This window comes from Marinobacter aromaticivorans (assembly GCF_002806975.1).
Lineage (GTDB): Bacteria > Pseudomonadota > Gammaproteobacteria > Pseudomonadales > Oleiphilaceae > Marinobacter > Marinobacter aromaticivorans.
Genome location: NZ_NIHD01000004.1, coordinates 86,160 through 107,507 on the forward strand (window position 1 = coordinate 86,160; position 21,348 = coordinate 107,507).

Here is a 21,348-nt window from a genome sequence, read left to right on the forward strand (position 1 = left end):
TTCCAGAAATCAGTCACGTTTTTTTTCAAGTGCCTCCCTGAGACCCGCAAACGGGTTGTGAGTAGCCGCTTCTCGCCTTTTTTCGGAACTGCCGCCGTAACGCACAAAATCCTCAAATTTGCTGTGTTCCTCATTGTGACAGTACACACACAACAACTCCCAGTTACTGCCATCGGGGGGATTGTTGTCGTGATCATGATCAACGTGGTGCACAGTCAACTCCCGCAAATTGGTGCGGGTAAATTCGCGGGCGCAACGCCCGCACACCCATGGGTAGATTTTCAGAGCACGCTCGCGGTAGCCGGCTTCACGTTTTGCAATATAGTCACGCTGTTCTGCAAGCAGTTGATCCACTTTGCTTCTGCCGATCACACGAGTGCTCCATTAACAATCGCCCGTAACTCCTGGCGAATGGGGTAAGACGAGGAGGGGATCAGCTGGGTCAGGAAAATCATCACCAGCTCCTCAACCGGGTCAATAAAAAAGTTGGTGCTTGCCAGGCCACCCCAGCCATACTCACCAAGCGATCCGTTGGTCTGGGATTTGGCAACGTCGGTCTTTACCGAAAAGCCCAGGCCAAAGCCGGTCCCGGCATAAGGTGTCTCGCTGAATGCGCCTACGGCAAGGCTGGGAAGGTCCTGATTATCAGGCAGGTGGTTGCTGCGCATGAACTCCAGGGTTTTTCGTCCGATAATCCGCCGCCCCTGAAACATTCCGCCCTGACACAGCGCCTGCGCAAAATGAAAATAATCGTCAATGGTGGAGACAAGCCCGCCACCGCCTGACAATAACCTGCCGTTGCGCCGGAAAGGGGAGGTTGCCGGATCGTCCTGCAGCTCAAACCGATCGCCGGGCTGGTACTGATAACACGCGGCGAAACGGTCCAATTGATCATCACGGACGTGAAAGCCGGTGTCTGGCATGTGCAAAGGCTCGAAAATATGCTCGCGCAGATACTCGTCAAGGGGCTGATCTGCCAGTAACTGCACCAGATACCCCAGCACATCCGTGCTGACCGAATAGTTCCAGGCCGTACCCGGCGAGAACTCCAGCGGCAGTTCCGCCAGCTGGTGGACCAGAACGTCCAGCGTCAGATTCCGGCTGCCGTCCAGTCCCAATTCGCGATAGGCCGCATCCACGTTGGTGCGGTTCATGAACCCGTAGGTGAGGCCAGACATGTGCGTGAACAGGTCGCGGATAGTCATGGCGCTGGTGACCGGCGTGGTCAGGAAATGAGGATAGACACCGCTTTTATACACCCGCTGGTTTTTCCAGGCCGGAATGTACTTGTGCACCGGATCATCCAGCAAAAACCGCCCCTGCTCGTAAAGCTGCATCATGGCGATGGATGTGATCGGCTTGGTCATGGAGTAAATGCGGAAAATGGTATCCCGGCCAACCGGCTTGTTGCGTTCCACATCCATCAGGCCCTGCGCTTTTAGATAGGCAATTTCGCCTCGCCGTGCCACCAGTGTCAGCGCACCGGGGAGTTTTCCGGGCTGAATATAGCGACGATCAAGGTGGTCTTCGATATTACGAAGCTGATCCGGTGCCAGGCCAGCGATCTGTTTGAGTTCCCTCATGGAGAAGGTACCCTCCTGTGTGGTTTTGAAATCACTACACTCTCACTGCACGTTTTCCGCATCCCCAAACTGGTCGGCAAACAGGGCGCTGGACAGGTAACGCTCGGCAGAGTCCGGCAGGATTACCACAATGTTCTTGCCTTTGTGTTCGGGCTGCTGGCTAACCCGGACTGCGGCAACAACTGCTGCACCACAGGAAATGCCACACAGAATGCCTTCTTCCTGCATTAGCCGGTGCGCCATGGCCATGGCATCTTCGTTGGTTACCGTCTCCACCTGGTCCACCATGCTCATGTCGAGGTTCTTGGGCACAAATCCTGCGCCAAGGCCCTGGATTTTGTGCGGTGCCGGCTTCAGGTCCTCACCGTTGCGCACCTGGGTGATGATGGGGGAGTCGGCAGGTTCAACGGCGACGGTGGTGATGGCCTTGCCCTGGGTGTTCTTGATATAGCGGGAAACACCCGTAAGTGTGCCGCCTGTGCCTACGCCTGCAACAAAAATATCCACAGCGCCGTCGGTATCGTTCCAGATTTCAGGGCCGGTGGTGTCCTCGTGGATCTGCGGGTTGGCAGGGTTGTTGAACTGCTGTGGTAAGAAATACTTTTCAGGCTCGGCGGCTGCCAGCTCTTCCGCTTTGGCGATCGCACCGGGCATGCCTTTCGCAGGTTCTGTCAGCAGCAAATCCGCGCCCAGCGCTTTCAGTACCTTGCGGCGCTCCAGGCTCATGGAGGCCGGCATGGTGAGAACGATTTTGTAGCCTCTGGCCGCAGCCACAAACGCCAGGGCGATGCCGGTATTGCCACTGGTGGGCTCGATAATGGTCATGCCCGGCTTGAGCACGCCCCGCTTCTCGGCATCCAACACCATGGAGGTACCAATTCGGCACTTTACCGAGTAGGCCGGGTTGCGCCCTTCAATCTTGGCCCAGATAGTAGCGCCGTCATTCACACGGTTAAGTTTGACCAGCGGCGTGTTGCCAATGGATTGAGAGTTGTCTTCAAAAATGCGGGGCATGCGTTATCTCCTTGGTTTTCATCGATCTTATCATACCGGGAGAGTGCGGTTTTTACCCAGCCCTCACTGATGCAATATTCCTCAACATTGGTGCGCTCTTTACCATTAAGCTTGATGCCAATATCGTGCCCGAAAACTTCAGCTGCATGGAGCGGGTTATTGGGGTTTATTGTCTTTGGATCAGAACCCGTTGTATAACATGGCCCCAGATGCGATCTTTTGCCTCGCTGGCATGCTGGTCGGCCCGGCTTCGGGCTTCTGCTTGACCGGCACTTGATACAAAGGCCGTAAACTGTTTGGTCACAGCCTGATGATAACTCCTGAAAGCAGCTTCACAGCCCGCTTGAGCGCCCTTGGCAATGTCTGAAGGGGGTGCCGATGTGATATGGCTGAAGCGATCGGATTCACTGATCATGCAATCCTGATACGCCCTGTATTTCTCGTTCAGGCTGGTACTCAGGGCTTTCTTTTCATCGGAGGTCAAATTCGGGGCAGGCGAAAGAGCCGCGCAACTGGCCAGCGACCCGCACAAAGCCACCACAATGGTAGCGCCCCGCCAACGGGCAACATCAAAGAAAATCATACCTATCATCCTTGTATAATGTGCATTGAGGTTACTATTCTCCCGGTAAAACCTACGCTTATGAAATCAGCGAAGTTTTATGGAGCCGCCATCGGCCATCAGGGTTTGCCCGGTCATATAGCGGCTGTCATCACTGAGTAAAAAGGCCACCACCGGCGCGATATCTTTTTCCGGATCACCGAAGTAACCCAGCGGAACCCGGCTGGCCGCCTCCTGATAGGGGCCGGGATGACTCTTCTTCCATTGCGCCACTCCCTCAGTTAGCGCCTTGGGACACACAACATTGACACGGATTTTGTCTTTTGCCCATTCATTGGCAGCTACCCGGCTCAACCCGCGAATGGCTTCTTTCGCTGCCGCGTAACTGGCCTGTAACTCCATCCCTTCCAAACCTGCACCCGACCCGAAATTGACGATAGCACCGCCGGATTCAGACAACTCCGGATAGGCGGCCTTCATGAAGTACAAAGTGGCGTTCAGGCCTGTGTTGAAAGACAACGCCCAATCATCTGGCGTAAGTTCCATCAGTGGCTTCTGCCGGGAAGCATGAGCGTTATTCACAAGGCCAGTCAGCTTGCCAAACCTGGAAACTGCCAGGCTCACAGCGGCGTTGGCCACTGATTCTTTGGACACATCGCCATTGAGAAAAACAATCCGCTCCGGATTACTCTGTTCAATGGCTTTTCCAGCATCCTCATTGATATCCACCGCAACAATGGCTGCACCACGTTCAGCCAATACTGAGGTTATTGCACCGCCAATGCCGGCCGCGCCACCCGTTACGATAATTACCTGACCGTCCAAACGACCCATAAAATTTACCCTGAATGTGAAAAGTGGATGCCCCTGAAAACAGAACCCTCTTGGATCAAAAACCTAAAATATGTTCACGCCCGTTGCCCCTGACAGTCAGCCATTTCCCCTTTGCCCGCTGACGACTGGATAATTTCCTTTCCACCAGGCCTGCATACCGCCATGTAGTTGTTTCACGTCATACCCGAGCTGCTTTAGCCGCCGGGTTGCAGGAATGCTCCGGTGGGCGGACAAACAGACCGTTACAACCGGAATGCTCTGGTCCAGCGACAGCCGGCTGATCGCCTTTTTTGAAAAGTGGGTAATCGGTAGGTTGATCGCTCCTTGAATATGGCTTTGCTGGAACTCTCCCGGCGTTCTTACGTCGACGATCTGAACATCCTTTAATTGCTCATTCAGTGCTTCGCTCGGGATTTCGGGAACACGGCCAAAAGGCAGCCAGTCGAATAAATTCATACATTTCCTCTATATTGCGCACCACATTTCAGATATTCCTCGCCAGTAACTACTCCCCATCCTCCGCTAGTTCCAGCGAACGGTTGTGGCACAGGAACAAACGCTTGCTTATTATGGTGCGATGCTTGGCGGCACTACAACAGTCAACATTTTGTCTCTGCAGTGCTTGCTTCGTTCTTTGCGGGTGTCGATCTGAATTCAACGCAGCCCCAACTCCCTGCTCTGGTGCCCGGAATGGGTTAGAATTCAAACAGCCTGTCGGACAACCCACAACAAGGAATGGAATGAGCAAGCCTGGCATCATCAGACCCGAAATCCGATACCTTCTTTACTTCGGTGTTTTCTGGGTTGTGTTACTCGCCGCTGCGGCGCATTTATTCGGTAGTTGGGACTCCCGCAAAGCTAACCCCAACCAGCAACTGGTCAGTCACACCCGCGGCAGCGCCACCGAAATTGAACTGCAGGCCAACCGGCAGGGCCATTATCTGGCAAACGGAACCATCAACAACCAGAAGGTCACCTTCATCCTGGATACCGGTGCCACAACCGTATCAGTCTCAGAAGCCATCGCCCAAAAAGCAGGCCTTATCCCGAGGCATCCCAGCATGGCACGCACCGCAGCTGGCACAGTGCGTGTCTGGAGCACTACCATTCAAGAGCTCCGCCTGGGCGATATCACATTCAATAATGTACCCGGCACCATCAACCCTGCCATGGACCCGGACATGGTGCTGCTTGGCATGAGTGTGCTTGGACAGCTTAACTTCTCTCAACAATCGGGCGTTTTGACCTTGAGCCAGGAATAGTCCAATTCTGGTTCTTCAGCCACACATCTCCTGATCGCCAACACTGAGCTTAGCGGCGCCACGTCAGTGGCGTCCGGTGGACGGCCCTTGGGTTGGGAACGTACTACAGCGACTGGTTAAATACAGTCTTACTCAGACTCTGAGCCCCATGAGTAGCTGGCATTTTTACCTTTGCCCTTGGCGAGTTTTTTACGGTCAATCATCCGGGATTCGAACCTAAAGCTCTCGTCGATTTTGACAACGAGTAACTTGTTGAAATTGCCCGCCCTCTTGACCAATACCTTACCTTTACCTTTTTCAGGGGAAATCGTCTTGATTTCTACCCAGTCATCAAAAAAACTAGCCCAAAACCAGGCGATTACCACCGCGGGCACGTCAAATATCGTAATATCCCCACGCAATAACGAAGCGGTCACACGAATACATTTCCTGACAGGTGAGTGAGCCCACAAAAAAAAGCCCGAAGCGCTAACTCCGGGCCTTCCTGTTTACCTACCAATCACTTACCTCAGCCACACTTACTGTCGCCACAGGACAGGCACGTGGCACAACCATCCATCACAATCACCGCCTTGGTACTGCACTTGCCGCACATGGTGGCGTTGGGGGGGAAATCGCCGGCCTTGTCGTCGTTGGTGGCGGTGGTGTTGTTGGCTTCAAATTCCGCGCGTTTTTCGGCGAGGATACGTTTGGTGGTTTCGCTCATTTCCTCGCTTTCCATCAGGCCGACGGCCTTCAGGTGTTTCTCGATCACGGCGCCGATTTCAGCCACCAGTGAGGGCATGAATACGCCGCCTTTTTTGAAGTAGCCGCCGTTGGGGTCGTATACAGAGCGCAGTTCTTCCACCAGGAAGGTCAGGTCGCCGCCTTTGCGGAATACCGCGGAGATTACGCGGGTGAGGGCGATTACCCACTGGAAGTGCTCCATGGATTTGGAGTTGATAAACACTTCGTAGGGCTGCCGGCTTTCGTGGTCTGTATCTTCGTTCAGCAGGATGTCATTGATAGTAATGTACATCGCGTGCTCAGCCACTGGCGGCTTGATTTTGTAGGTGGTGCCCACCAGGAAATCCGGCCGCTCGATATGCTCGTTCATCTGTTGCAGCTTGGTTTCCGGTTTGGCCGGGGCCTGCTGCTCGGCAGGTGCGTCTGTGTCGGCTTTCTTTACCCGGTAGCCGACGATTTTGTTGCTGATTTTCACTGTCATGTCTGTTTTCCTGTGTCGGTGTTCCGGATCAGTACTTTCCGTAAGTGCCTTCTTTCAGCGCATCAAACAGGTTGGCGGCGGTGTGGATTTCACCGTCGTACTCTACCTGTTCGTTGCCTTTCAGGCTCACCTTGCTGCCGTCGTCGAGGGTGAACTCGTATAGTGTGTTTTCAAGGTCTTTCTCTTTTACCAGCACGCCCTGGAAGGCCTCCGGGTTGAAGCGGAAGGTGGTGCAACCTTTCAGGCCTTTGTCGTAGGCATACAGGTAGATGTTCTTGAAATCCTGGTAGGCGAAGTCGGTCGGAACGTTCGCGGTTTTGGAAATTGAAGAGTCTACCCACTTCTGCGCGGCGGCCTGTATGTCTACGTGCTGCGCCGGGCTTACATCATCGGAGGTGGTGAAGTAGCTGGGCAGTTTTTTGTCTTCTTCGTCCGAGAAGGGCATGGCTCCCGGGTTAACCAGGTGGCGATATGCCAGCAGCTCAAAGGAGAATACGTCCACTTTTTCTTTGGTTTTGCGGCCTTCACGGATTACGTTGCGGGCATAGTGGTGTGAAAAGCTGGGCTCTATGCCGTTACTGGCGTTGTTGGCCAGGGACAGGCTGATGGTGCCGGTCGGGGCGATAGAAGTGTGGTGGGTAAAACGACCACCTTTTTCAGCCAGCTGTTCAACCAGTTCGGGCTCAACTGAGGCAATTTCCTGCATGTAGCGGCTGTATTTTGCGTGCAGCACGCGGCCTTTGAGCCGGTCGCCGATTTTGTAGCCGTCTTTTTTCAGTTGCGGGCACTTGCTCATCATTTTCGGGGTGACTTCAAAATCATCGTTCATGATGGGCGCAGGGCCTTTTTCTTCGGCCAGGGCCAGAGACTGGCGCCAGCCTTCCACAGCCATTTCGCGTACGACATCCTCGGTGAACTGCACGGATTCAGCGGAGCCGTAGGGCATGCGCAGCATGGCAAGGGTTGAACCCAGGCCGAGGATGCCCATGCCGTGGCGGCGTTTGTAGGTGATTTCGTGGCGCTGTTCGGGCAGGGGCAGGCCGTTGATTTCTACTACGTTGTCCAGCATGCGGGTAAAGATGCCCACAACCCTGCGGTACTTCTCATAGTTGAAGCTGGCCTTGTCGGTGAACGGGTAGTCCACGAACTTGGTCAGGTTTACAGAACCCAGCAGGCAGCTGCCGTAAGGGGGCAGGGGCTGTTCGCCACAAGGGTTGGTGGCGCGGATGTCTTCGCAGAACCAGTTGTTGTTCATCTGATTGACCTTGTCGATCAGAATGAAGCCGGGCTCTGCGTAATCGTAGGTGGAGGTCATGATGGTGTCCCAGATGAACTGGGCTTTCAGAGTGCGGTAGATACGGCACGCCACCTTGCCTTCGTCGTTTACCACATAACCGTCCAGTATCGGGAAATCGCGATATACGAACTGGCTGGCATCTGCGAGATCCAGGCCTTCGTCTTCAACTTCCTTTTCGGTTACCGGAAAGGACAGGTGCCAGTCGTCGTTGTTACGGACCGCCTCGATGAAGTCTTCGGTGATCAGCAGCGACAGGTTGAACTGGCGCAGGCGCCCGTCTTCACGCTTGGCCTGGATGAAATCAATGACGTCCGGGTGGTGAACGTCAAAGGTGGCCATCTGGGCGCCGCGGCGGCCACCGGCTGATGACACGGTGAAGCACATGCGGTCGAAGATATCCATAAAGGACAGCGGGCCGGATGTGGTTGCACCGGCACCGGCTACATAGGCACCCCTGGGGCGCAGGGTGGAGAATTCGTAACCGATACCACAGCCGGCCTTGAGGGTGAGGCCGGCTTCGTGGTTTTTCTCCAGGATGTCGTTCATGGAATCCTGAACGGAACCGGAGACGGTGCAGTTGATGGTAGACGTTGCCGGCTTGTGCGCTTCGGCCCCGGCATTGGAGGTGATCCGGCCGGCAGGAATGGCGCCGTTTTTCAGGGCCCAGATGAAGTTTTTCATATGCTCTTCGCGCACATCCCTGTTTTCAACTTGCGCAAGGGCAGTGGCAACTCGCTGGTAGGTTGCGTTTACGTCCTTGTCTACAGGCTCGCCAGTCTTGGTTTTAAGCTGGTATTTACTGGCCCAGATGTCGAGCGATGTTTCCTGCATCGGAATTGTTGTAACCACTGCTTCTGCCTTTGCGTTCATTGCCACCCTCAATCTTCAAGTAGGTCTGTTATTGGTAGCACGGTTTGTATGCGCCACCTTCCTGTAAAACCCTGCAAAAGTTTCTTGTGCGCTCTTGCAATTCAAGCTGTTTTCGGAAATTCGCCTTTAAAACACTATATGTGGTGTCCGGGGGGAACCATAAATTGCTCCGATTCCCGATAATAGTGCCGCTGTTTGCGGCTCCCTGTGGGGCTTTGGCCGCTGCTGCGCCTTTTCAGGCGCCGGCCTCTCAAGATGTCTGTGGCCCTATATATGGGCTTATTTTTGAGGAGTATAACAGGATATAGTGTTTTGTGAACCTAAGCGGGACTATTGAGAAGCGCCTTGTGGCAAAGAAAATCAATGGAAAACGGCTTGCAAGAAATAAAAGTTCAGTAAATCCGGCGCTTGGGCGGGCAATCCCGAAATTACTATATGTAGTGGTTGAAAAATGCACGGAATGACGTGTTTTGCCACAGGAACGGGCGCCAGCGGCGGGAAAGGCAGTAGAAAAGGAAAGGCGGGAATGGCTCCCGCCTTTGGGAATCAGCCCAGCAAAAGACTGTCGTCATCCACGGAAAGCCCGCGCTGTTTTTCAAACAACTCCAGCAGGTCTTTTACTTCCAGGCCTTCGCGGTCTTTGCCTGCAATATCAAACACCACCTGGCCCTGATGCAGCATCACCGTGCGGGTACCCACTTCCAGGGCCTGCTTCATGCTGTGGGTAACCATAAGAGCGGTCAGTTTCTGTTCGTTGATGATTTTTGTGGTGAGATCCAGTACAAAGGCTGCGGTTTTGGGGTCCAGCGCTGCCGTGTGTTCGTCGAGCAGGAGGATGGCGGAAGGGGTAAGGCTTGCCATCAACAGGCTGACGGCCTGGCGCTGGCCGCCGGAGAGTAAGCCCATTTTGTCGCCAAGGCGGTTTTCCAGCCCCAGCTTCAGGGACGACAGGCTTTCCCGGAATTGCCCCATATACTGCTTTTTTACCGCCGTGGTCAGGCCACGACGCTGGCCACGTTTTATGGCGAGTGCCAGGTTTTCTTCAATGCTCAGGCCCTCACAGGTGCCAGCCAGCGGGTCCTGGAACACTCGCGCTACGCGGTCGGCGCGCTTGTGGGTTGGCAGTTTGGTAACGTTCACGTTGTCGACAACAATGGTGCCGCTGTCCACCAGGATTTCACCTGCCAGGGCGTTGAGAAAGGTGGATTTGCCGGCGCCGTTGCTGCCGATCACGGTAACAAATTCACCCTGGTTAACCGTGAGGCTCATGCCCCGGAGAGCGGGGTTTTCCAGCGGTGTGCCTTTGCCAAAGGTAAGCCGGAGATCGGTTGCGCTGATCATAGTGCCTCCTCAGGCTTTATTGCGAGTGAGTTTGTTTACCACGGAACTGCGGATACCGGGCAATACGATTGCCAGGGTTACCAGCACGGCGGTAATCAGGTTCAGATCCTGCGCCTTCAGGCCGATAAAATCGGCGTTCAGGGCGAAGGCAATGGCCAGGCGATAGATGATTGCCCCAACAACACAGGCAATAAGCGCACGAATAACCGTGGTAGGGCTGATAACCGCCTCACCGCCAATCAGCGATGCCAGGCCGATGACGATAACGCCAACGCCCATGGTGACATCGGCAGCCCCCTGGCTCTGGGCAAACAGTGCGCCTGCCAGGCCCACCAGGCCGTTGGATAGAGCAACGCCCAGAATGATCATGGAGCCGGTGGCAATGCCCTGGGCTCTTGCCATTCTCGGGTTGGCCCCGGTGGCTCGCATGGCCAGGCCGGTTTCGGATTTCATGAAGCGCCACAGAAGTATCAGCGCGATGACGATGACAATGGCAAACAACAGCACCGGCACCTGATGATAGGCGAGGTCCAGGGAATACCAGGGCGTAAGGACTGTGTCTTCGCCGAGCAGGGCAATGTTGGGCCGCCCCATGACCCTGAGATTGACCGAATACAGGGCAATCATGGTGAGAATGGATGCCAGCAGGTTCAGTATGTTCAGTTTTACGTTCAGTATGGCGGTTACCGCGCCCGCAGCCATGCCGGCAAGTACAGCACAGCCGGTCGCCAGCCAGGGGTTCCAGCCCGCCATGATGAGCACGGCTGCAACGGCCGCGCCGAGGGGAAAGCTGCCGTCGACGGTCAGATCCGGGAAGTCGAGTACACGAAAAGACAGGTAGATACCGAACGCAACCAGGCCATAAATAAGACCCGTCTCGATTGCGCCGTAAAATGCAATTTCACTGAGCATGGGAAAGATTCACTGTGAAAGAAAAACGGGCGGGCTCTTTATACAGAACCCGCCCGTGTAAGTCAGGCGTTACTTGTCGTTTTTTACGACTTCAGCAGCTTCGGCGATAACATCATCAGCCACGGTGATGCCCATGCGCTCGCCGGCTTGCGGGTTTACAAACAGGTTGAGTTTTTCCATGGTTTCTACCGGCATATCACCCGGCTTTTCACCATCGAGAATGCGTGCAACCATCACACCGGCCTGGCGACCGTGGTCGTAATAGTCAAAGCCCAGTGCGGCAACGGCGCCGCGGGCAACGGTGGCTGTATCGGCCGCAAACACCGGGATTTTGGCGCGCTCGCCCACGGAGATAACCGCTTCGGCAGCGCTGATAACCGTGTTGTCGGTGGTCAGGTAAATGGCGTCGGCCTTGCCCACCAGGGAGCGGGCTGCACCCAGTACTTCGGAGGTCTTGGTGGCGGCACCTTTAACCAGAGTCAGGCCACGGGCTTCCAGGCGTTCCTCAAGCAGTTCAATCAGTGACACTGCATTGGCTTCGCCGGGGTTGTATACCGTACCGATGCGCTTGGCATCCGGAACCATGCGCAGCAGCATATCCAGGTGTTTGTCGATGGGCAGCATGTCGCTTACGCCGGTAATATTGGCACCCGGAGCTTCAGCATTTTTGACCAGTTTGGCGCCGACCGGGTCGGTTACGGCGGCAAATACAACCGGGATGTTACGGGCGGCGGCAGCAATCGTTTGCGCGGAGGGTGTCGCGATGGCCACAATAACATCGACGCCTTCACCCACAAATTTGCGGGCAATCTGGGATGCGATGGCGGAATTGCCCTGGGCACTCTCATGCATGAGCCTGAGGTTTTCGCCCTCTTTATAGCCCCGCTCGGCCAGTTCATCTTTTACACCCTGGTGAACGGCATCCAGAGCCGGGTGTTCCACAATCTGGGTGATAGCGACAACACGCGGCTCCGCCGCCTGCGCAAGACTTGCCATTGCCATCAATGACGCACCCAGCAGGGTGCGCAGGGTTTTCTTGGCCATATGCCCATCTCCGAGGTCTGTTTCAGTGGATGTTATACGTTCATGGTTATAAAGAGGTGCGAGAGTTTATCACAGCCCTGCCACCTTGGTGGTAGGGCATGTTAACGTGAACCGGATGGAATTGAATCTTTCCGGGACGAGTTCCGGCTCAATTGGCCTTTGTCACGGTCTGGCTGACGATAATATGTTGAAGTACACTACTAAAGTCTAAATAATGTGTGCATAAATCAAATAACGAAAGCAAGGAAGGTCCATGCAAAAAACAAACAGATTGCCCCTGGATATGGTCTATCACTGGGAGGCCACCAAAGCGAATTCCGTGTACCTCACCCAGCCGGTTGGCGATGGTAAAGTGGTGGAGTATACGTGGGCAAGGGCGGTGGATGAGGCGCGCCGTGTAGCGTCGTACCTCAAATCGCTGAACCTGCCGGAAAACAGCCGTATAGGCCTGATTTCGAAGAACTGTGCGCACTGGATCATGACCGACTGGGCGGTCTGGATGGCCGGGCACATTTCCGTACCTCTGTATCCCACCTTGAATGCCGATACAGTCAACTACGTACTGAATCACGCAGAGTGTGAGGTCCTGTTCGTGGGTAAGCTGGACGACTGGGACATGATGAAGCCCGGTGTGCCGGACTCTGTGCGCTGCATATCCTTCCCCCTGAGCCCGCCCAACGATTTCGAGACCTGGGACGATATTGTTGCCAAGTATCCGCCTCTTGAAGAAAAGGTTCAGCGGGATCCGGACGAACTGGCCACGATTGTTTATACCTCGGGCAGTACCGGCAAGCCGAAAGGTGTCATGCTCAGCTTCCGCAATATGGCTTTTGCGGCTGAAGGCGCCATGGAAGTTCTGCACGTCGGCCCTGATGAGCGCATGTTGTCCTATCTGCCCCTGGCGCACGTATTTGAGCGTACGTTTGTCGAGCTTGCGTCCTTGTACGCCGGCTTCCATCTGTTTTTTGCGGAATCCCTCGATACCTTTGTTGAGGACATGAAACGGGCACAACCAACGCTTTTCCTCTCGGTGCCAAGGCTGTGGGTTAAGTTCCAGCAGGGTGTCCTGCACAAGCTGCCACAGAAAAAGCTGGATACGCTGCTGAAGATTCCGGTTGTGAACAAGCTGATCAAGAAGAAAATCCTCAAGGGGCTTGGGCTGGACAAGGTCAAACTGGCTGGCAGTGGTTCCGCCCCGCTTGCCAACGATGTGCTTGACTGGTACCGCAACCTGGGCCTGGAATTGCTTGAAGGCTACGGCATGTCCGAGAACTTCGCGTACTCCCATATCAACAAACCCGGGCGTACCCGCACCGGTTATGTGGGTGAATCCATGCCGGGTGTGGAGACAAAAATCAGCCCTGACGGCGAAATACTGATCAAGAGCCCGGCCACCATGGTGGGTTATTACAAGGATGAAGAGAAAACCCGCCAGGCCTTTACCGACGACGGTTTCCTGAAAACCGGGGATAGAGGTGAAATCGACGAAATGGGTCGCCTGAAGATCACTGGCCGGATGAAGGAGATTTTCAAGACCAGCAAGGGCAAGTACATTGCTCCTGCGCCTATTGAAAACCGCCTGATGACGCACCAGTCCATTGAGATGGTGTGTGTGTCCGGTGCCAACCAGACCCAGCCCTTTGCAATGATTCAGCTGGCGGAAGGTATCAGGCCCAAGGTGAGTGACGGAGGTGTGCGGAAGGAACTTGAGGAGAGCTTTACTAAACTGGTCGAAAACGTAAACAAGACCGTAGATCCCCATGAACAGCTGGCCTTTGCGGTAATCGTCACTGATGACTGGACAATCGAGAATAACTTCCTCACCCCAACGATGAAGCTCAAGCGGGATGTTGTGGAAGATGCCTACGAAAGCAAGGTGAACGAGTGGTATGCGCAGCACAAAAAGGTTATCTGGCAGTAACGCGCAGATCCTGTTCTGTTTACATCAGGCCCGGCTTCAGCCGGGCCTGATGCGTTCTGGAGCCGACATTGGTCGCATAGGGAATATTGGATGGCGCGCCTAAAATCGGTTTATAACAGGAGGGGGTTATGACTCAGCTATCCACATTCCAGAAGCGCATTCATGAGGAAATACCGCTTTCCCGCGCACTCGGTATTGAACTGCACTCGTGGGATGGCAGTTCGTTGCTGCTCAGTGCACCGCTTTCACCCAACATTAATCACCAGGGTACCGGGTTTGGTGGCAGTGTGTATTCCGTGGCTGTTACCGCAGCCTGGGCGGTTACGGAGCTTGCACTGGCAGACCTCGGCTTGAAGGGCAGCGTGGTGGTGCAAACCGGCAGTATTGATTACCTTGAGCCTGTCACTTCCGATTTTTACGCGATCTGCCGGTTGCCGGGCGATGAAATTCCGGAGCGTTTCCGGAAAAGCCTCGCGAGGCATGGCAAAGGCCGTCTTGATCTGACCACTGAGGTATTTTGCGGCATGCCCAACAGCTTCCCGCAGGGTGATCCGGTGGCGGTATTTCAGGGCAGGTTTGTAGTGCAGGATGCCCGATCAAAAGCGACTCCCCAGATGTAACAGGGCATGGGTCAGGCTATAGAACGTGTATTGGAGATTGAACGGCTCATCAGAATAATCGGGATAATCCCCGCCAGCACAATTATGAGCGCCGGCAACGCGCTGTGGTATAGGCGCTCGTCAGAAGCGAACTGGTACACATAGGTAGCCAGGGTTTCAAAATTGAAGGGCCGAAGTATCAGGGTGGCCGGTAACTCCTTCATGCAGTCTACGAAAACCACCAGTGCTGCAGTAATCAGCGTGCCCCGCAGCATGGGCAGATGCACCTTCACCAGGGTTTTGCCCGGGCTGTTACCCAGTGACCGGGAAGCCATATCCATGCTTGGCGTGATTTTCTGCAAGGCACTTTCTACACTGCCGGCAGAGACCGCCAGGAACCGTACCGTGTACGCAAACACGATGGCAAAGGCTGAGCCGCTGAGCAGCAGGCCGGTGCTAACGCCAAAATAATCCCGCATCAGGCTGTCCAGCCAGTTATCAAAACCTGCCAGAGGCACGATCACACCAACCGCCAGTACAGCACCGGGCATGGCGTATCCCAGGCTTGAGAGGCGCATGAGTACCTGCATGCCACGAGTGTTGTGGAGCCTGCGGCTGTAGGCAAGGGTAATCCCGATCAGCAGGGTGGTCAGTGCGGCGGTTCCGGAAAGGAACAGGCTGTTGAGGGTGTTTTGCACAAAATCCGGGTTCCAGCTTTGCTCAAAATACTCCCAGGCGTACAGGCCCAGGGTTGCTCCCGGAATAACAAAACCAAATATCACCGGCGCAGCGCATACGGCAACGCAAATCAGTTGCCGCGGGAAGGACATGGTAAAGCGGCGGATCGGTTCGCGATTGTCCCGCGCCGCAAACTGTTGCTGGCGGCGCCGGGAATAGCGCTCAAGGGTAACCAGAATGACCACGAAGATGAGCATGGTTGTAGCAATCTGAGCAGCACCGCCCAGGTTGCCGAGGTTCATCCAGGTATCGAACAGACCGGCGGTGAGTGTTTGTACGGCAAAGAAATCCACGGTGCCGAAGTCGTTCAGGGTTTCCATCAGCACCAGTGAAAGGCCTACGGCAACTGCCGGGCGTGCGATCGGGAGGACCACTTTGAAAAAGGTGCTCAGTGCGGAATGCCCCAGGCTGCGGCTGACGGCAAAAAGGGAAGGTGACTGCTCAAGGAATGCAGCGCGGGCCAGGAGGTACACATAAGGGTAGAGCACCAGGCCAATCATCAGGGTTGCGCCTTCGAGGCTCCGGATTTCGGGAAACCAGTAATCCGATGCATCAGCCCAGCCAAACCAGCTTCTCAGGGCTCTCTGAACCGGGCCGGCATAGTCCAGAAGGCTGGTGTAAACATAGGCAATCACGTAGGCGGGAACGGCGAAGGGCAGCAGCATGGCCCACTCGAAGAATTTACGGCCGGGGAACTCGCACATGGTAACGGTCCAGGCGGTCGCAAGGCCGATGACGAGTGTGATTGCGCCAACCCCCGTCATGAGTTTGAGAGTGGTTACAAGGTAACGGGGCAGGGTCGTTTCCATCAGGTGCGGCCAGATGTTCTCTTCCGGGAAGAAGGCCAGGAAAATGACGGAAAGAACCGGAAGCGTAACAATGGCTGTGGTCAGCACGGCACTGACAAGCCAGCGGCGGGAGGTGCGCTTTGCCAGCAGGGGCTGGGTAAGCCCGGGGTTAACGCTGGTCGCGGCCTCGCTCATAGGGTTCCTGTAAGAAAAGTGGAATGGTTATTGATATTGATGTTGAAGGGTGGAGATTGTAGTCAGCTCAATTAGCCGCTGCAATGACTGGAATCATTTGCGGGGGGATTTGAAGCGAACGCGAGGATGGTTGCCCACCCTCGCCAGTTCACTTACTCGCCGTCGAAATCTACACGGTCAACCAGTTTGACGGCGGCGTTACGTTTCTCTGCAATCTCCTGCAGGGAAAGGCTGTCGGGGTGGATTTCGCCCCACTCTGCAACCAGGCCAGTGGGTTCTACATTCGGGTTTGCGGGGTATTCGGTGTTCGCCTCGGCATAGATACCCTGGGCTTCCGGCGATGACAGGAATTCCATCAGTTTGATGGCATTTTCCCGGTTAGGTGCACTTTTGGTGAGGGCAATGCCACTGATGTTGATGTGGGTTCCGCGGCCATCGGCGTTCGGGAATACCAGGCGAACGGCTTCGGCGGCCGGGCGCTGGTTCTCATCCTGCAGCATGTTGCCGTAGTAGTAACTGTTGCCGATGGATACGTCGCACACACCTTCGGCAATTGCCTTGATCTGATCCCGGTCGCCGCCCTGGGGCTTGCGTGCCAGATTATCTTTCACGCCCCTGAGCCAGGTTTCCGTTTCAGCTTCGCCATGATGGGCAATCATCGATGAGATCAGGGCAATGTTGTAGGGGTGCTTACCGCTGCGGGTACAGATGCGGTTGTCCCACTTGTCATCGGCCAGCTGTTCGTAGGTGGTGATTTCGCCTTCCTCAACACGCTCTTTGGAAGTGTAAATCAGGCGGGCCCGGGTGGTGAGGCCAAACCATTTACCATCCGGATGGCGCAGGCTTTCCGGAACATTCTTCTCCAGCACATCGCTATCTACACCCTGGACCAGATCGCGCTCTACCAGTTCATTGAGGCGGGAGATATCAACGGTCATGACTACATCGGCCGGGCTGTTGCGGCCTTCGCGCTGCAAGCGCTCCGCCAGGCCCTTTTTGGCGAACACAACGTTGGCCTCTATACCGGTTTCCTGTTCAAACGCATTCAGCAGGGGCTCCAGAAGATACGCCTGGCGATAGGAATAAATATTGACTTCGTTGCCTTCTGCGGAGGCGGCGAGGGGAAGAGCGGTCAGGGCAATTGCCGCTGTTGCTGCGAGTTTCATGCGCATAGTGCCATCCTTAAATGAGATCGTTCTGTGCTGCGCCTATGATTGAAAGTCATAGGCATCTAAAAACGCCAACCATTCTCATTTGTGTTACGGGATATGTCAATATTCCTTTTGGCATACTTCCTGAAAAAAGTTCCTGAAAAAAAGCTTCTGGAAAATGATGTTATTCTTTTTTTTGCCGGATATACGATATGATTTGCAAAGGCATACAACAACCTACAATAGACCTGACAGAATCAATGGAACCTTGCCGATGGCCGCAAATGACCGCAGGGAACACTGCCGCACCGCAATGAGTGCCAAAGTGAAAGTAACTCACGACTCCTCGGGCGAGTTTGTTTTCTCTACCCGGGACATATCAGATGGCGGTGTGTTTATCGTGGTGGATAACGAGCCCTTTGCGCCGGAGTTGGGCGACAAGGTAAAAGTGCAGGTGCAAGGCCTGCCAGTGCCGGCTCCGGTTCTGGATATGATAGTGGTTCGTAAAACCAACGATGGCTTTGGCCTGCAGTTTGACGAGAGTGTTAACTGACAGCCGGTTTCGGGGTATGTTTGCAAGGATAATAGGCTTTCTCAGGTGAGATGTTCGTTAAGGATTAACGAGTGGCTAATGGCTCATGATAGTTTCCAGAATTTGTAAGCCCTCCCCGGGTGTTACGCGCCTGTTGGCCATTGCAGGGCTGCTGGTGCTGCAGTCTGGCTGCGCCTCCTATTACTCCCATTACGCGATGTTCCCTGCAGAAAACTCACGGGGTGAGGTAAGATCCGTGCGCTTATCCTGGCAGAGCGCGGAATACCCGGATTGGTGGTTTGCGTCGGATCGGGCCACCCCCATTACCCTTGAAACCCAGTGCAGTGAACGTATTTGGCGTTTGCACGATGCCAGCCATGCAGAGGCAGGAAGCTGCGCCCCGGGGATCCGAGCATGCGGTGTCAGCGGCAGCGACCGGAAAGTTCCCGAGGGAACACCCGCAGGTGCAGAAGACACATGCCTTTCAGTAAACCCTTCCAACCCGGACGCCCGGATTGCCGATATGACCGGCAAACTGGAACTGCTGGTTGCCTGCGAGCCGGTTTCCGCGGTCAGGAGTGAAGAGGAGGACACGGTAAATCTTGATTATATTCGTGCATCCGGAGTGCCCTATATCGTGTATAGCCGCAAAGCTCCGCGAGGGTCTTTCCACGCCCGCCCGCCAAAATTCGAGAGCGCCGTATGTGATGATGACTGATAACGGGGTATTCCTGACCCTGTGATGGCCGTCACGTTGCTACAAATTGTTTCGGGCTGAAGATTATCGTTACGGTTTGTCTGATAGTCGTTACTTCTGGCTACCAATTTGTAATGGACTATTCCTTTTAGCCGTTCGAGAATGATAACTCGGAAAAATCAGGTACTCAGGAGCGAGTAGTGGGCGTCAGTCAGAGAAAAATAGCGGTGCATGATCTGGAGGTGGGCATGTTTGTGTCTGACCTGGATCGGCCGTGGCACCAGACGCCATTTCCCATCCAGGGGTTCCACATTCGCTCCCAGGACGATATCCGGGCTCTGGTGTCCCATTGCAAATGGGTTTCCATAGATGTTGCTGAAACCCGGGGTTCAGTTGATCTGTCGAAGACTAACGGGGCTTCTTTCGGCGCCAGAGGGCAACGCAAAGGTAAAGGCCGCGACGAGCTTCACCTCCCTCCGTTGAGCATACGCGAACCAGTAGCATACAAGGCAGTCACCACACTGAAGCGTGAAATGAAATCATCGAAAAAGCTGCTGGATGATGCCGGTGTTGCGCTTGAGCGTGTTTACGCCGCCGCTAACACACCGGAAGCCCGCGATCTGCGCCCTGTGGCTGCGGTTGTCAACAAAATGGTGCGCAGCGTTATCCGTCAGCCTGACGCACTGCTGTGGCTTAGCCGGATCCGCCAGCACGACAGCCATGTTTACCGGCACGCTGTAAACACATCGGTATGGGCGCTTGTGTGTGGTCGCCAGTTGGGGTTGAACGAAGGCTTGCTGAATCATCTGGGGCTGGGTTGCCTTTTATCACAGGTTGGTAAAACCCGGTTGCCTGAAGATCTGTTAAGCCGCGAAGGGCAGCTTGGCCCTGAAGAATATGCGCTGTACAGGACCTATGTTGAGAAAGGCATGGCAGTACTTGAAGGCAGCGGGCTTTCGCGGGCGGTGCTCAGTGTTGTGCAAGGCCACCGGGAACGTCATAACGGTTCGGGTTTTCCGGAGGGAATTCGCGGTGACCGGATTCCGTTGCTGGCGAAGATCGCCGGGCTTGCGGAGTTTTTCGAATCACTTATCGAACCACGAGAAGGTGTGGCGGAGCCGATGACGCCGGCGAAAGCCGTCACCTTGCTCTACGATATGCGCAATATCGAGTTCCAGGGTGATCTGGTCGAGAGCTTTATACGGGCTGTTGGTATTTATCCCACGGGGAGTCTTGTTGAACTGACAGATGGCCAGCGGGGCATCGTGGTTTCCCACTCGCCCGAGCGACGGTTGTGGCCCCGGGTAATGGTGATGACGGACCGTTACCAGGCTCCGCTGAAAACGGCAAAGGTTGTGGACCTGGCGAAGTACAATGAAAGCCGTTCCGAGGCGGAGATATTAGCCATCAGGGAATGCCTGGCCCATGGAACCGAGGGGCTGGACCCCATTGGTTACGATGTGACGGGTGCCGAGTCGCGCTGGGGTATTGGCCGGCTTCTCAGTTGGTAATAACAACCCGCAGCTGTTTTCGGACCCATCTGTACGTGTTGTCTGGCAAAAAGCTGATAACAATCTCCGATTCCCCGCCGGCAGGCCCTGCCACAAAATACTCAACCTCTGCGGATTGCCAGTTGTAGGCGTGCAGTACCACGTCTTGCGGGCGCGTGGTAATGGCTTCAATGTCTGCCAGATCCGCGTTGCCGCCGATGCGTCTTACCTTTACCTGTTTGATGCGAGTGTCGCTGGCCGGCGTTCTTGCAATGTCATCATCCAGATAAAAGCGGTTGCCGATGATGGTTGAAATACGTTTGAGCTCCCGGGTCAGGTAGATCCGTGCATCTTCGGCATCGATTTCCTCCATCGAACGGGCAGCGGCGAGAATCCGTTGTTTTTTCGCCTCCAGATCCTGTTTGTACTCGATATCCGGATCCCACTGGTCCTCGTTTTCCGGGCGATCGGGGGCGTTGGCTATTTCTTCGTCTGTTGGAGGGGCCTCACAAAGTTCATCGCCTTCCGGGTAGAAGCATATTGCGGAAAGCAGCTGGTTAGCCGGGGATGGGTTGTTGCCGGCTGCATCGAATTCGGAGGTGGTGACGCTGAAATCAACCGGGCCGGTGAGTTCTGGCAGGGCCGTGTTCAGTTGTTGTATAACACGGTCGCGGATATCAATGCCTTCGCCCTCGCGTACATGTTCTGTCCAGTTCAGTGCCATGAGAAAACGGGTGAGGTTGATGAGCGATACGTTCTCGAGAAGTCGTTGCTCGGTTCGCGTATGGGTGCTCAGGCCTTCTTCGTCTGCCGTGGGGGTGGTGAGCTGGGCGCGGATGTCGGGGAACAGCTCCAGAAGCGTTACCCATTCCTGGGCCGGCACGCCTTCTGCAAGCGGCAGATTACCTACCCGCAGGCTGAGGGTTTCACCCGGATAATACCGAAACCGGCCGTTGGCGTCTGTTTTGCCCGACTGGCTGGCGGTCTGGTAGGTCAGCCCGCTGATACCAAGGGCATTGATTGTTCCGGTGCTTGTGTCGCTGCTGTTATTATCGCTGTCTCCACTGAAACAGCCGGAGAGAAGCGGGCCGATAATCAATGCGGCAAGCCACGCACGAGGCTGTGAAAATACTGGGCGAGAGCTGTGAACGGCAGCCATGTTCGGTGTACATTCCCTGAGTTTGTGCCGTGTCAGCGGGACCGCTGAGAACGGCTGATTGTAAGTTGTTGTAACCGTATTATAGGGAGCAGGCCCGGGTTATATCGGGATATCTGTCGCAGTTTGCGGATTTCCAGATGCGGTATTGGTGC

General features: G+C 55.1%; 22 protein-coding genes. 6 read left to right on the plus strand and 16 right to left on the minus strand.

All coding sequences use genetic code 11. From position 1 onward, the window contains the following. Window positions 1-9 precede the first annotated feature (9 nt). The 7 genes from CDH48_RS07880 to CDH48_RS07905 all read right to left on the minus strand — a co-directional run bounded on the left by CDH48_RS07880 (window position 10) and on the right by CDH48_RS07905 (window position 4,449). A complete protein-coding gene (locus CDH48_RS07880) occupies window positions 10-372 on the minus strand; it encodes a YajD family HNH nuclease (protein WP_100688194.1) in 363 nt (120 codons plus the stop codon). Beyond that, complete coding sequence (locus tag CDH48_RS07885) at window positions 369-1,583, minus strand: serine hydrolase domain-containing protein (RefSeq protein WP_100688195.1); 1,215 nt, start codon at window positions 1,581-1,583, stop codon at window positions 369-371. The genes CDH48_RS07880 and CDH48_RS07885 overlap by 4 nt, the downstream gene beginning before the upstream one ends. Before the next feature lie 42 nt (window positions 1,584-1,625). Next, on the minus strand, window positions 1,626-2,597 hold the full coding sequence (cysK, locus tag CDH48_RS07890; protein WP_100688196.1) for a cysteine synthase A: 972 nt from the start codon (window positions 2,595-2,597) through the stop codon (window positions 1,626-1,628). Then, a complete protein-coding gene (locus CDH48_RS19665; protein WP_319826653.1) occupies window positions 2,528-2,875 on the minus strand; it encodes a DUF3297 family protein in 348 nt (115 codons plus the stop codon). Before CDH48_RS19665 ends, cysK begins: the two co-directional genes overlap by 70 nt. Beyond that, window positions 2,764-3,180 (minus strand): hypothetical protein, encoded by a 417-nt coding sequence (locus CDH48_RS07895; protein WP_100688197.1) that lies wholly within the window; start codon window positions 3,178-3,180, stop codon window positions 2,764-2,766. Before CDH48_RS07895 ends, CDH48_RS19665 begins: the two co-directional genes overlap by 112 nt. 66 nt (window positions 3,181-3,246) lie before the next feature. Continuing rightward, window positions 3,247-3,993: an SDR family NAD(P)-dependent oxidoreductase gene (locus CDH48_RS07900; protein ID WP_100688198.1), complete on the minus strand. Its 747-nt coding sequence runs from the start codon at window positions 3,991-3,993 to the stop codon at window positions 3,247-3,249. A gap of 96 nt (window positions 3,994-4,089) precedes the next feature. Then, the gene (locus CDH48_RS07905; RefSeq protein ID WP_100688199.1) at window positions 4,090-4,449 is read right to left on the minus strand and encodes a rhodanese-like domain-containing protein; all 360 of its coding nucleotides are present in this window, start codon (window positions 4,447-4,449) and stop codon (window positions 4,090-4,092) included. Between the two features lie 284 nt (window positions 4,450-4,733). On the opposite strand from CDH48_RS07905, the gene CDH48_RS07910 reads away from it, so the two are divergent. Continuing rightward, entirely contained in the window at window positions 4,734-5,255 is a 522-nt protein-coding gene (locus CDH48_RS07910; RefSeq protein ID WP_100688200.1) for a retropepsin-like aspartic protease family protein, read from the plus strand. A 128-nt stretch (window positions 5,256-5,383) separates the two neighbouring features. On the opposite strand, the gene CDH48_RS07915 is transcribed toward CDH48_RS07910, so the two are convergent. The 6 genes from CDH48_RS07915 to CDH48_RS07940 form a co-directional block, all read right to left on the minus strand. Continuing rightward, window positions 5,384-5,671: a hypothetical protein gene (locus CDH48_RS07915; RefSeq protein WP_198515483.1), complete on the minus strand. Its 288-nt coding sequence runs from the start codon at window positions 5,669-5,671 to the stop codon at window positions 5,384-5,386. A 92-nt stretch (window positions 5,672-5,763) separates the two neighbouring features. Next, the gene (locus CDH48_RS07920) at window positions 5,764-6,462 is read right to left on the minus strand and encodes a TSCPD domain-containing protein (RefSeq protein WP_100688201.1); all 699 of its coding nucleotides are present in this window, start codon (window positions 6,460-6,462) and stop codon (window positions 5,764-5,766) included. 28 nt (window positions 6,463-6,490) lie between these two features. Next, window positions 6,491-8,629: an adenosylcobalamin-dependent ribonucleoside-diphosphate reductase gene (locus CDH48_RS07925; protein WP_100688202.1), complete on the minus strand. Its 2,139-nt coding sequence runs from the start codon at window positions 8,627-8,629 to the stop codon at window positions 6,491-6,493. Window positions 8,630-9,175: 546 nt separating this feature from the next. Next, window positions 9,176-9,970 (minus strand): ABC transporter ATP-binding protein, encoded by a 795-nt coding sequence (locus CDH48_RS07930; protein ID WP_100688203.1) that lies wholly within the window; start codon window positions 9,968-9,970, stop codon window positions 9,176-9,178. Window positions 9,971-9,979: 9 nt separating this feature from the next. After that, complete coding sequence (locus tag CDH48_RS07935; protein WP_100688204.1) at window positions 9,980-10,882, minus strand: ABC transporter permease; 903 nt, start codon at window positions 10,880-10,882, stop codon at window positions 9,980-9,982. Between the two features lie 69 nt (window positions 10,883-10,951). After that, complete coding sequence (locus CDH48_RS07940; RefSeq protein WP_100688205.1) at window positions 10,952-11,926, minus strand: ABC transporter substrate-binding protein; 975 nt, start codon at window positions 11,924-11,926, stop codon at window positions 10,952-10,954. A gap of 253 nt (window positions 11,927-12,179) precedes the next feature. Here CDH48_RS07940 and CDH48_RS07945 point away from each other — a divergent pair, with 253 nt between their 5' ends. Then, window positions 12,180-13,847, plus strand: a complete 1,668-nt coding sequence (locus CDH48_RS07945; protein ID WP_100688206.1) for an AMP-binding protein — start codon at window positions 12,180-12,182, stop codon at window positions 13,845-13,847. A gap of 128 nt (window positions 13,848-13,975) precedes the next feature. Then, the gene (locus CDH48_RS07950; protein ID WP_100688207.1) at window positions 13,976-14,467 is read left to right on the plus strand and encodes a YiiD C-terminal domain-containing protein; all 492 of its coding nucleotides are present in this window, start codon (window positions 13,976-13,978) and stop codon (window positions 14,465-14,467) included. An 11-nt stretch (window positions 14,468-14,478) separates the two neighbouring features. Here CDH48_RS07950 and CDH48_RS07955 read toward each other — a convergent pair whose 3' ends face one another. After that, entirely contained in the window at window positions 14,479-16,167 is a 1,689-nt protein-coding gene (locus CDH48_RS07955; protein ID WP_100688208.1) for an ABC transporter permease, read from the minus strand. 152 nt (window positions 16,168-16,319) lie between these two features. Beyond that, complete coding sequence (locus CDH48_RS07960) at window positions 16,320-17,339, minus strand: Fe(3+) ABC transporter substrate-binding protein (RefSeq protein ID WP_100688209.1); 1,020 nt, start codon at window positions 17,337-17,339, stop codon at window positions 16,320-16,322. 253 nt (window positions 17,340-17,592) lie between these two features. On the opposite strand from CDH48_RS07960, the gene CDH48_RS07965 reads away from it, so the two are divergent. From CDH48_RS07965 to CDH48_RS07975, 3 genes are all read left to right on the plus strand, one after another. Continuing rightward, window positions 17,593-17,871: a PilZ domain-containing protein gene (locus CDH48_RS07965; protein ID WP_100688210.1), complete on the plus strand. Its 279-nt coding sequence runs from the start codon at window positions 17,593-17,595 to the stop codon at window positions 17,869-17,871. Window positions 17,872-17,956: 85 nt separating this feature from the next. Further along, window positions 17,957-18,568, plus strand: a complete 612-nt coding sequence (locus tag CDH48_RS07970; protein WP_100688211.1) for a hypothetical protein — start codon at window positions 17,957-17,959, stop codon at window positions 18,566-18,568. 179 nt (window positions 18,569-18,747) lie between these two features. Then, complete coding sequence (locus CDH48_RS07975; RefSeq protein ID WP_100688212.1) at window positions 18,748-20,058, plus strand: HD-GYP domain-containing protein; 1,311 nt, start codon at window positions 18,748-18,750, stop codon at window positions 20,056-20,058. Here the strand turns inward: CDH48_RS07975 and CDH48_RS07980 are convergent. Then, window positions 20,048-21,196, minus strand: a complete 1,149-nt coding sequence (locus CDH48_RS07980) for a hypothetical protein (protein WP_227521006.1) — start codon at window positions 21,194-21,196, stop codon at window positions 20,048-20,050. The two genes, CDH48_RS07975 and CDH48_RS07980, sit on opposite strands and share 11 nt — an antisense overlap. Window positions 21,197-21,348 lie beyond the last annotated feature (152 nt).

Excerpts from the sequence above, each read along its gene's own strand:
- CDH48_RS07950 (WP_100688207.1), top strand. The coding sequence starts at position 13,976 with ATGACTCAGCTATCCACATTCCAGAAGCGCATTCATGAGGAAATACCG.
- CDH48_RS07900 (WP_100688198.1), bottom strand. The coding sequence starts at position 3,993 with ATGGGTCGTTTGGACGGTCAGGTAATTATCGTAACGGGTGGCGCGGCC.
- CDH48_RS07935 (WP_100688204.1), bottom strand. The coding sequence starts at position 10,882 with ATGCTCAGTGAAATTGCATTTTACGGCGCAATCGAGACGGGTCTTATT.
- CDH48_RS07940 (WP_100688205.1), bottom strand. The coding sequence starts at position 11,926 with ATGGCCAAGAAAACCCTGCGCACCCTGCTGGGTGCGTCATTGATGGCA.
- CDH48_RS07895 (WP_100688197.1), bottom strand. The coding sequence starts at position 3,180 with ATGATTTTCTTTGATGTTGCCCGTTGGCGGGGCGCTACCATTGTGGTG.
- CDH48_RS07905 (WP_100688199.1), bottom strand. The coding sequence starts at position 4,449 with ATGAATTTATTCGACTGGCTGCCTTTTGGCCGTGTTCCCGAAATCCCG.
- CDH48_RS07930 (WP_100688203.1), bottom strand. The coding sequence starts at position 9,970 with ATGATCAGCGCAACCGATCTCCGGCTTACCTTTGGCAAAGGCACACCG.
- CDH48_RS07910 (WP_100688200.1), top strand. The coding sequence starts at position 4,734 with ATGAGCAAGCCTGGCATCATCAGACCCGAAATCCGATACCTTCTTTAC.
- cysK (WP_100688196.1), bottom strand. The coding sequence starts at position 2,597 with ATGCCCCGCATTTTTGAAGACAACTCTCAATCCATTGGCAACACGCCG.
- CDH48_RS07925 (WP_100688202.1), bottom strand. The coding sequence starts at position 8,629 with ATGAACGCAAAGGCAGAAGCAGTGGTTACAACAATTCCGATGCAGGAA.
- CDH48_RS07920 (WP_100688201.1), bottom strand. The coding sequence starts at position 6,462 with ATGACAGTGAAAATCAGCAACAAAATCGTCGGCTACCGGGTAAAGAAA.
- CDH48_RS07955 (WP_100688208.1), bottom strand. The coding sequence starts at position 16,167 with ATGAGCGAGGCCGCGACCAGCGTTAACCCCGGGCTTACCCAGCCCCTG.
- CDH48_RS07885 (WP_100688195.1), bottom strand. The coding sequence starts at position 1,583 with ATGAGGGAACTCAAACAGATCGCTGGCCTGGCACCGGATCAGCTTCGT.
- CDH48_RS07980 (WP_227521006.1), bottom strand. The coding sequence starts at position 21,196 with ATGGCTGCCGTTCACAGCTCTCGCCCAGTATTTTCACAGCCTCGTGCG.
- CDH48_RS07970 (WP_100688211.1), top strand. The coding sequence starts at position 17,957 with ATGATAGTTTCCAGAATTTGTAAGCCCTCCCCGGGTGTTACGCGCCTG.
- CDH48_RS07960 (WP_100688209.1), bottom strand. The coding sequence starts at position 17,339 with ATGCGCATGAAACTCGCAGCAACAGCGGCAATTGCCCTGACCGCTCTT.
- CDH48_RS07945 (WP_100688206.1), top strand. The coding sequence starts at position 12,180 with ATGCAAAAAACAAACAGATTGCCCCTGGATATGGTCTATCACTGGGAG.
- CDH48_RS07965 (WP_100688210.1), top strand. The coding sequence starts at position 17,593 with ATGGCCGCAAATGACCGCAGGGAACACTGCCGCACCGCAATGAGTGCC.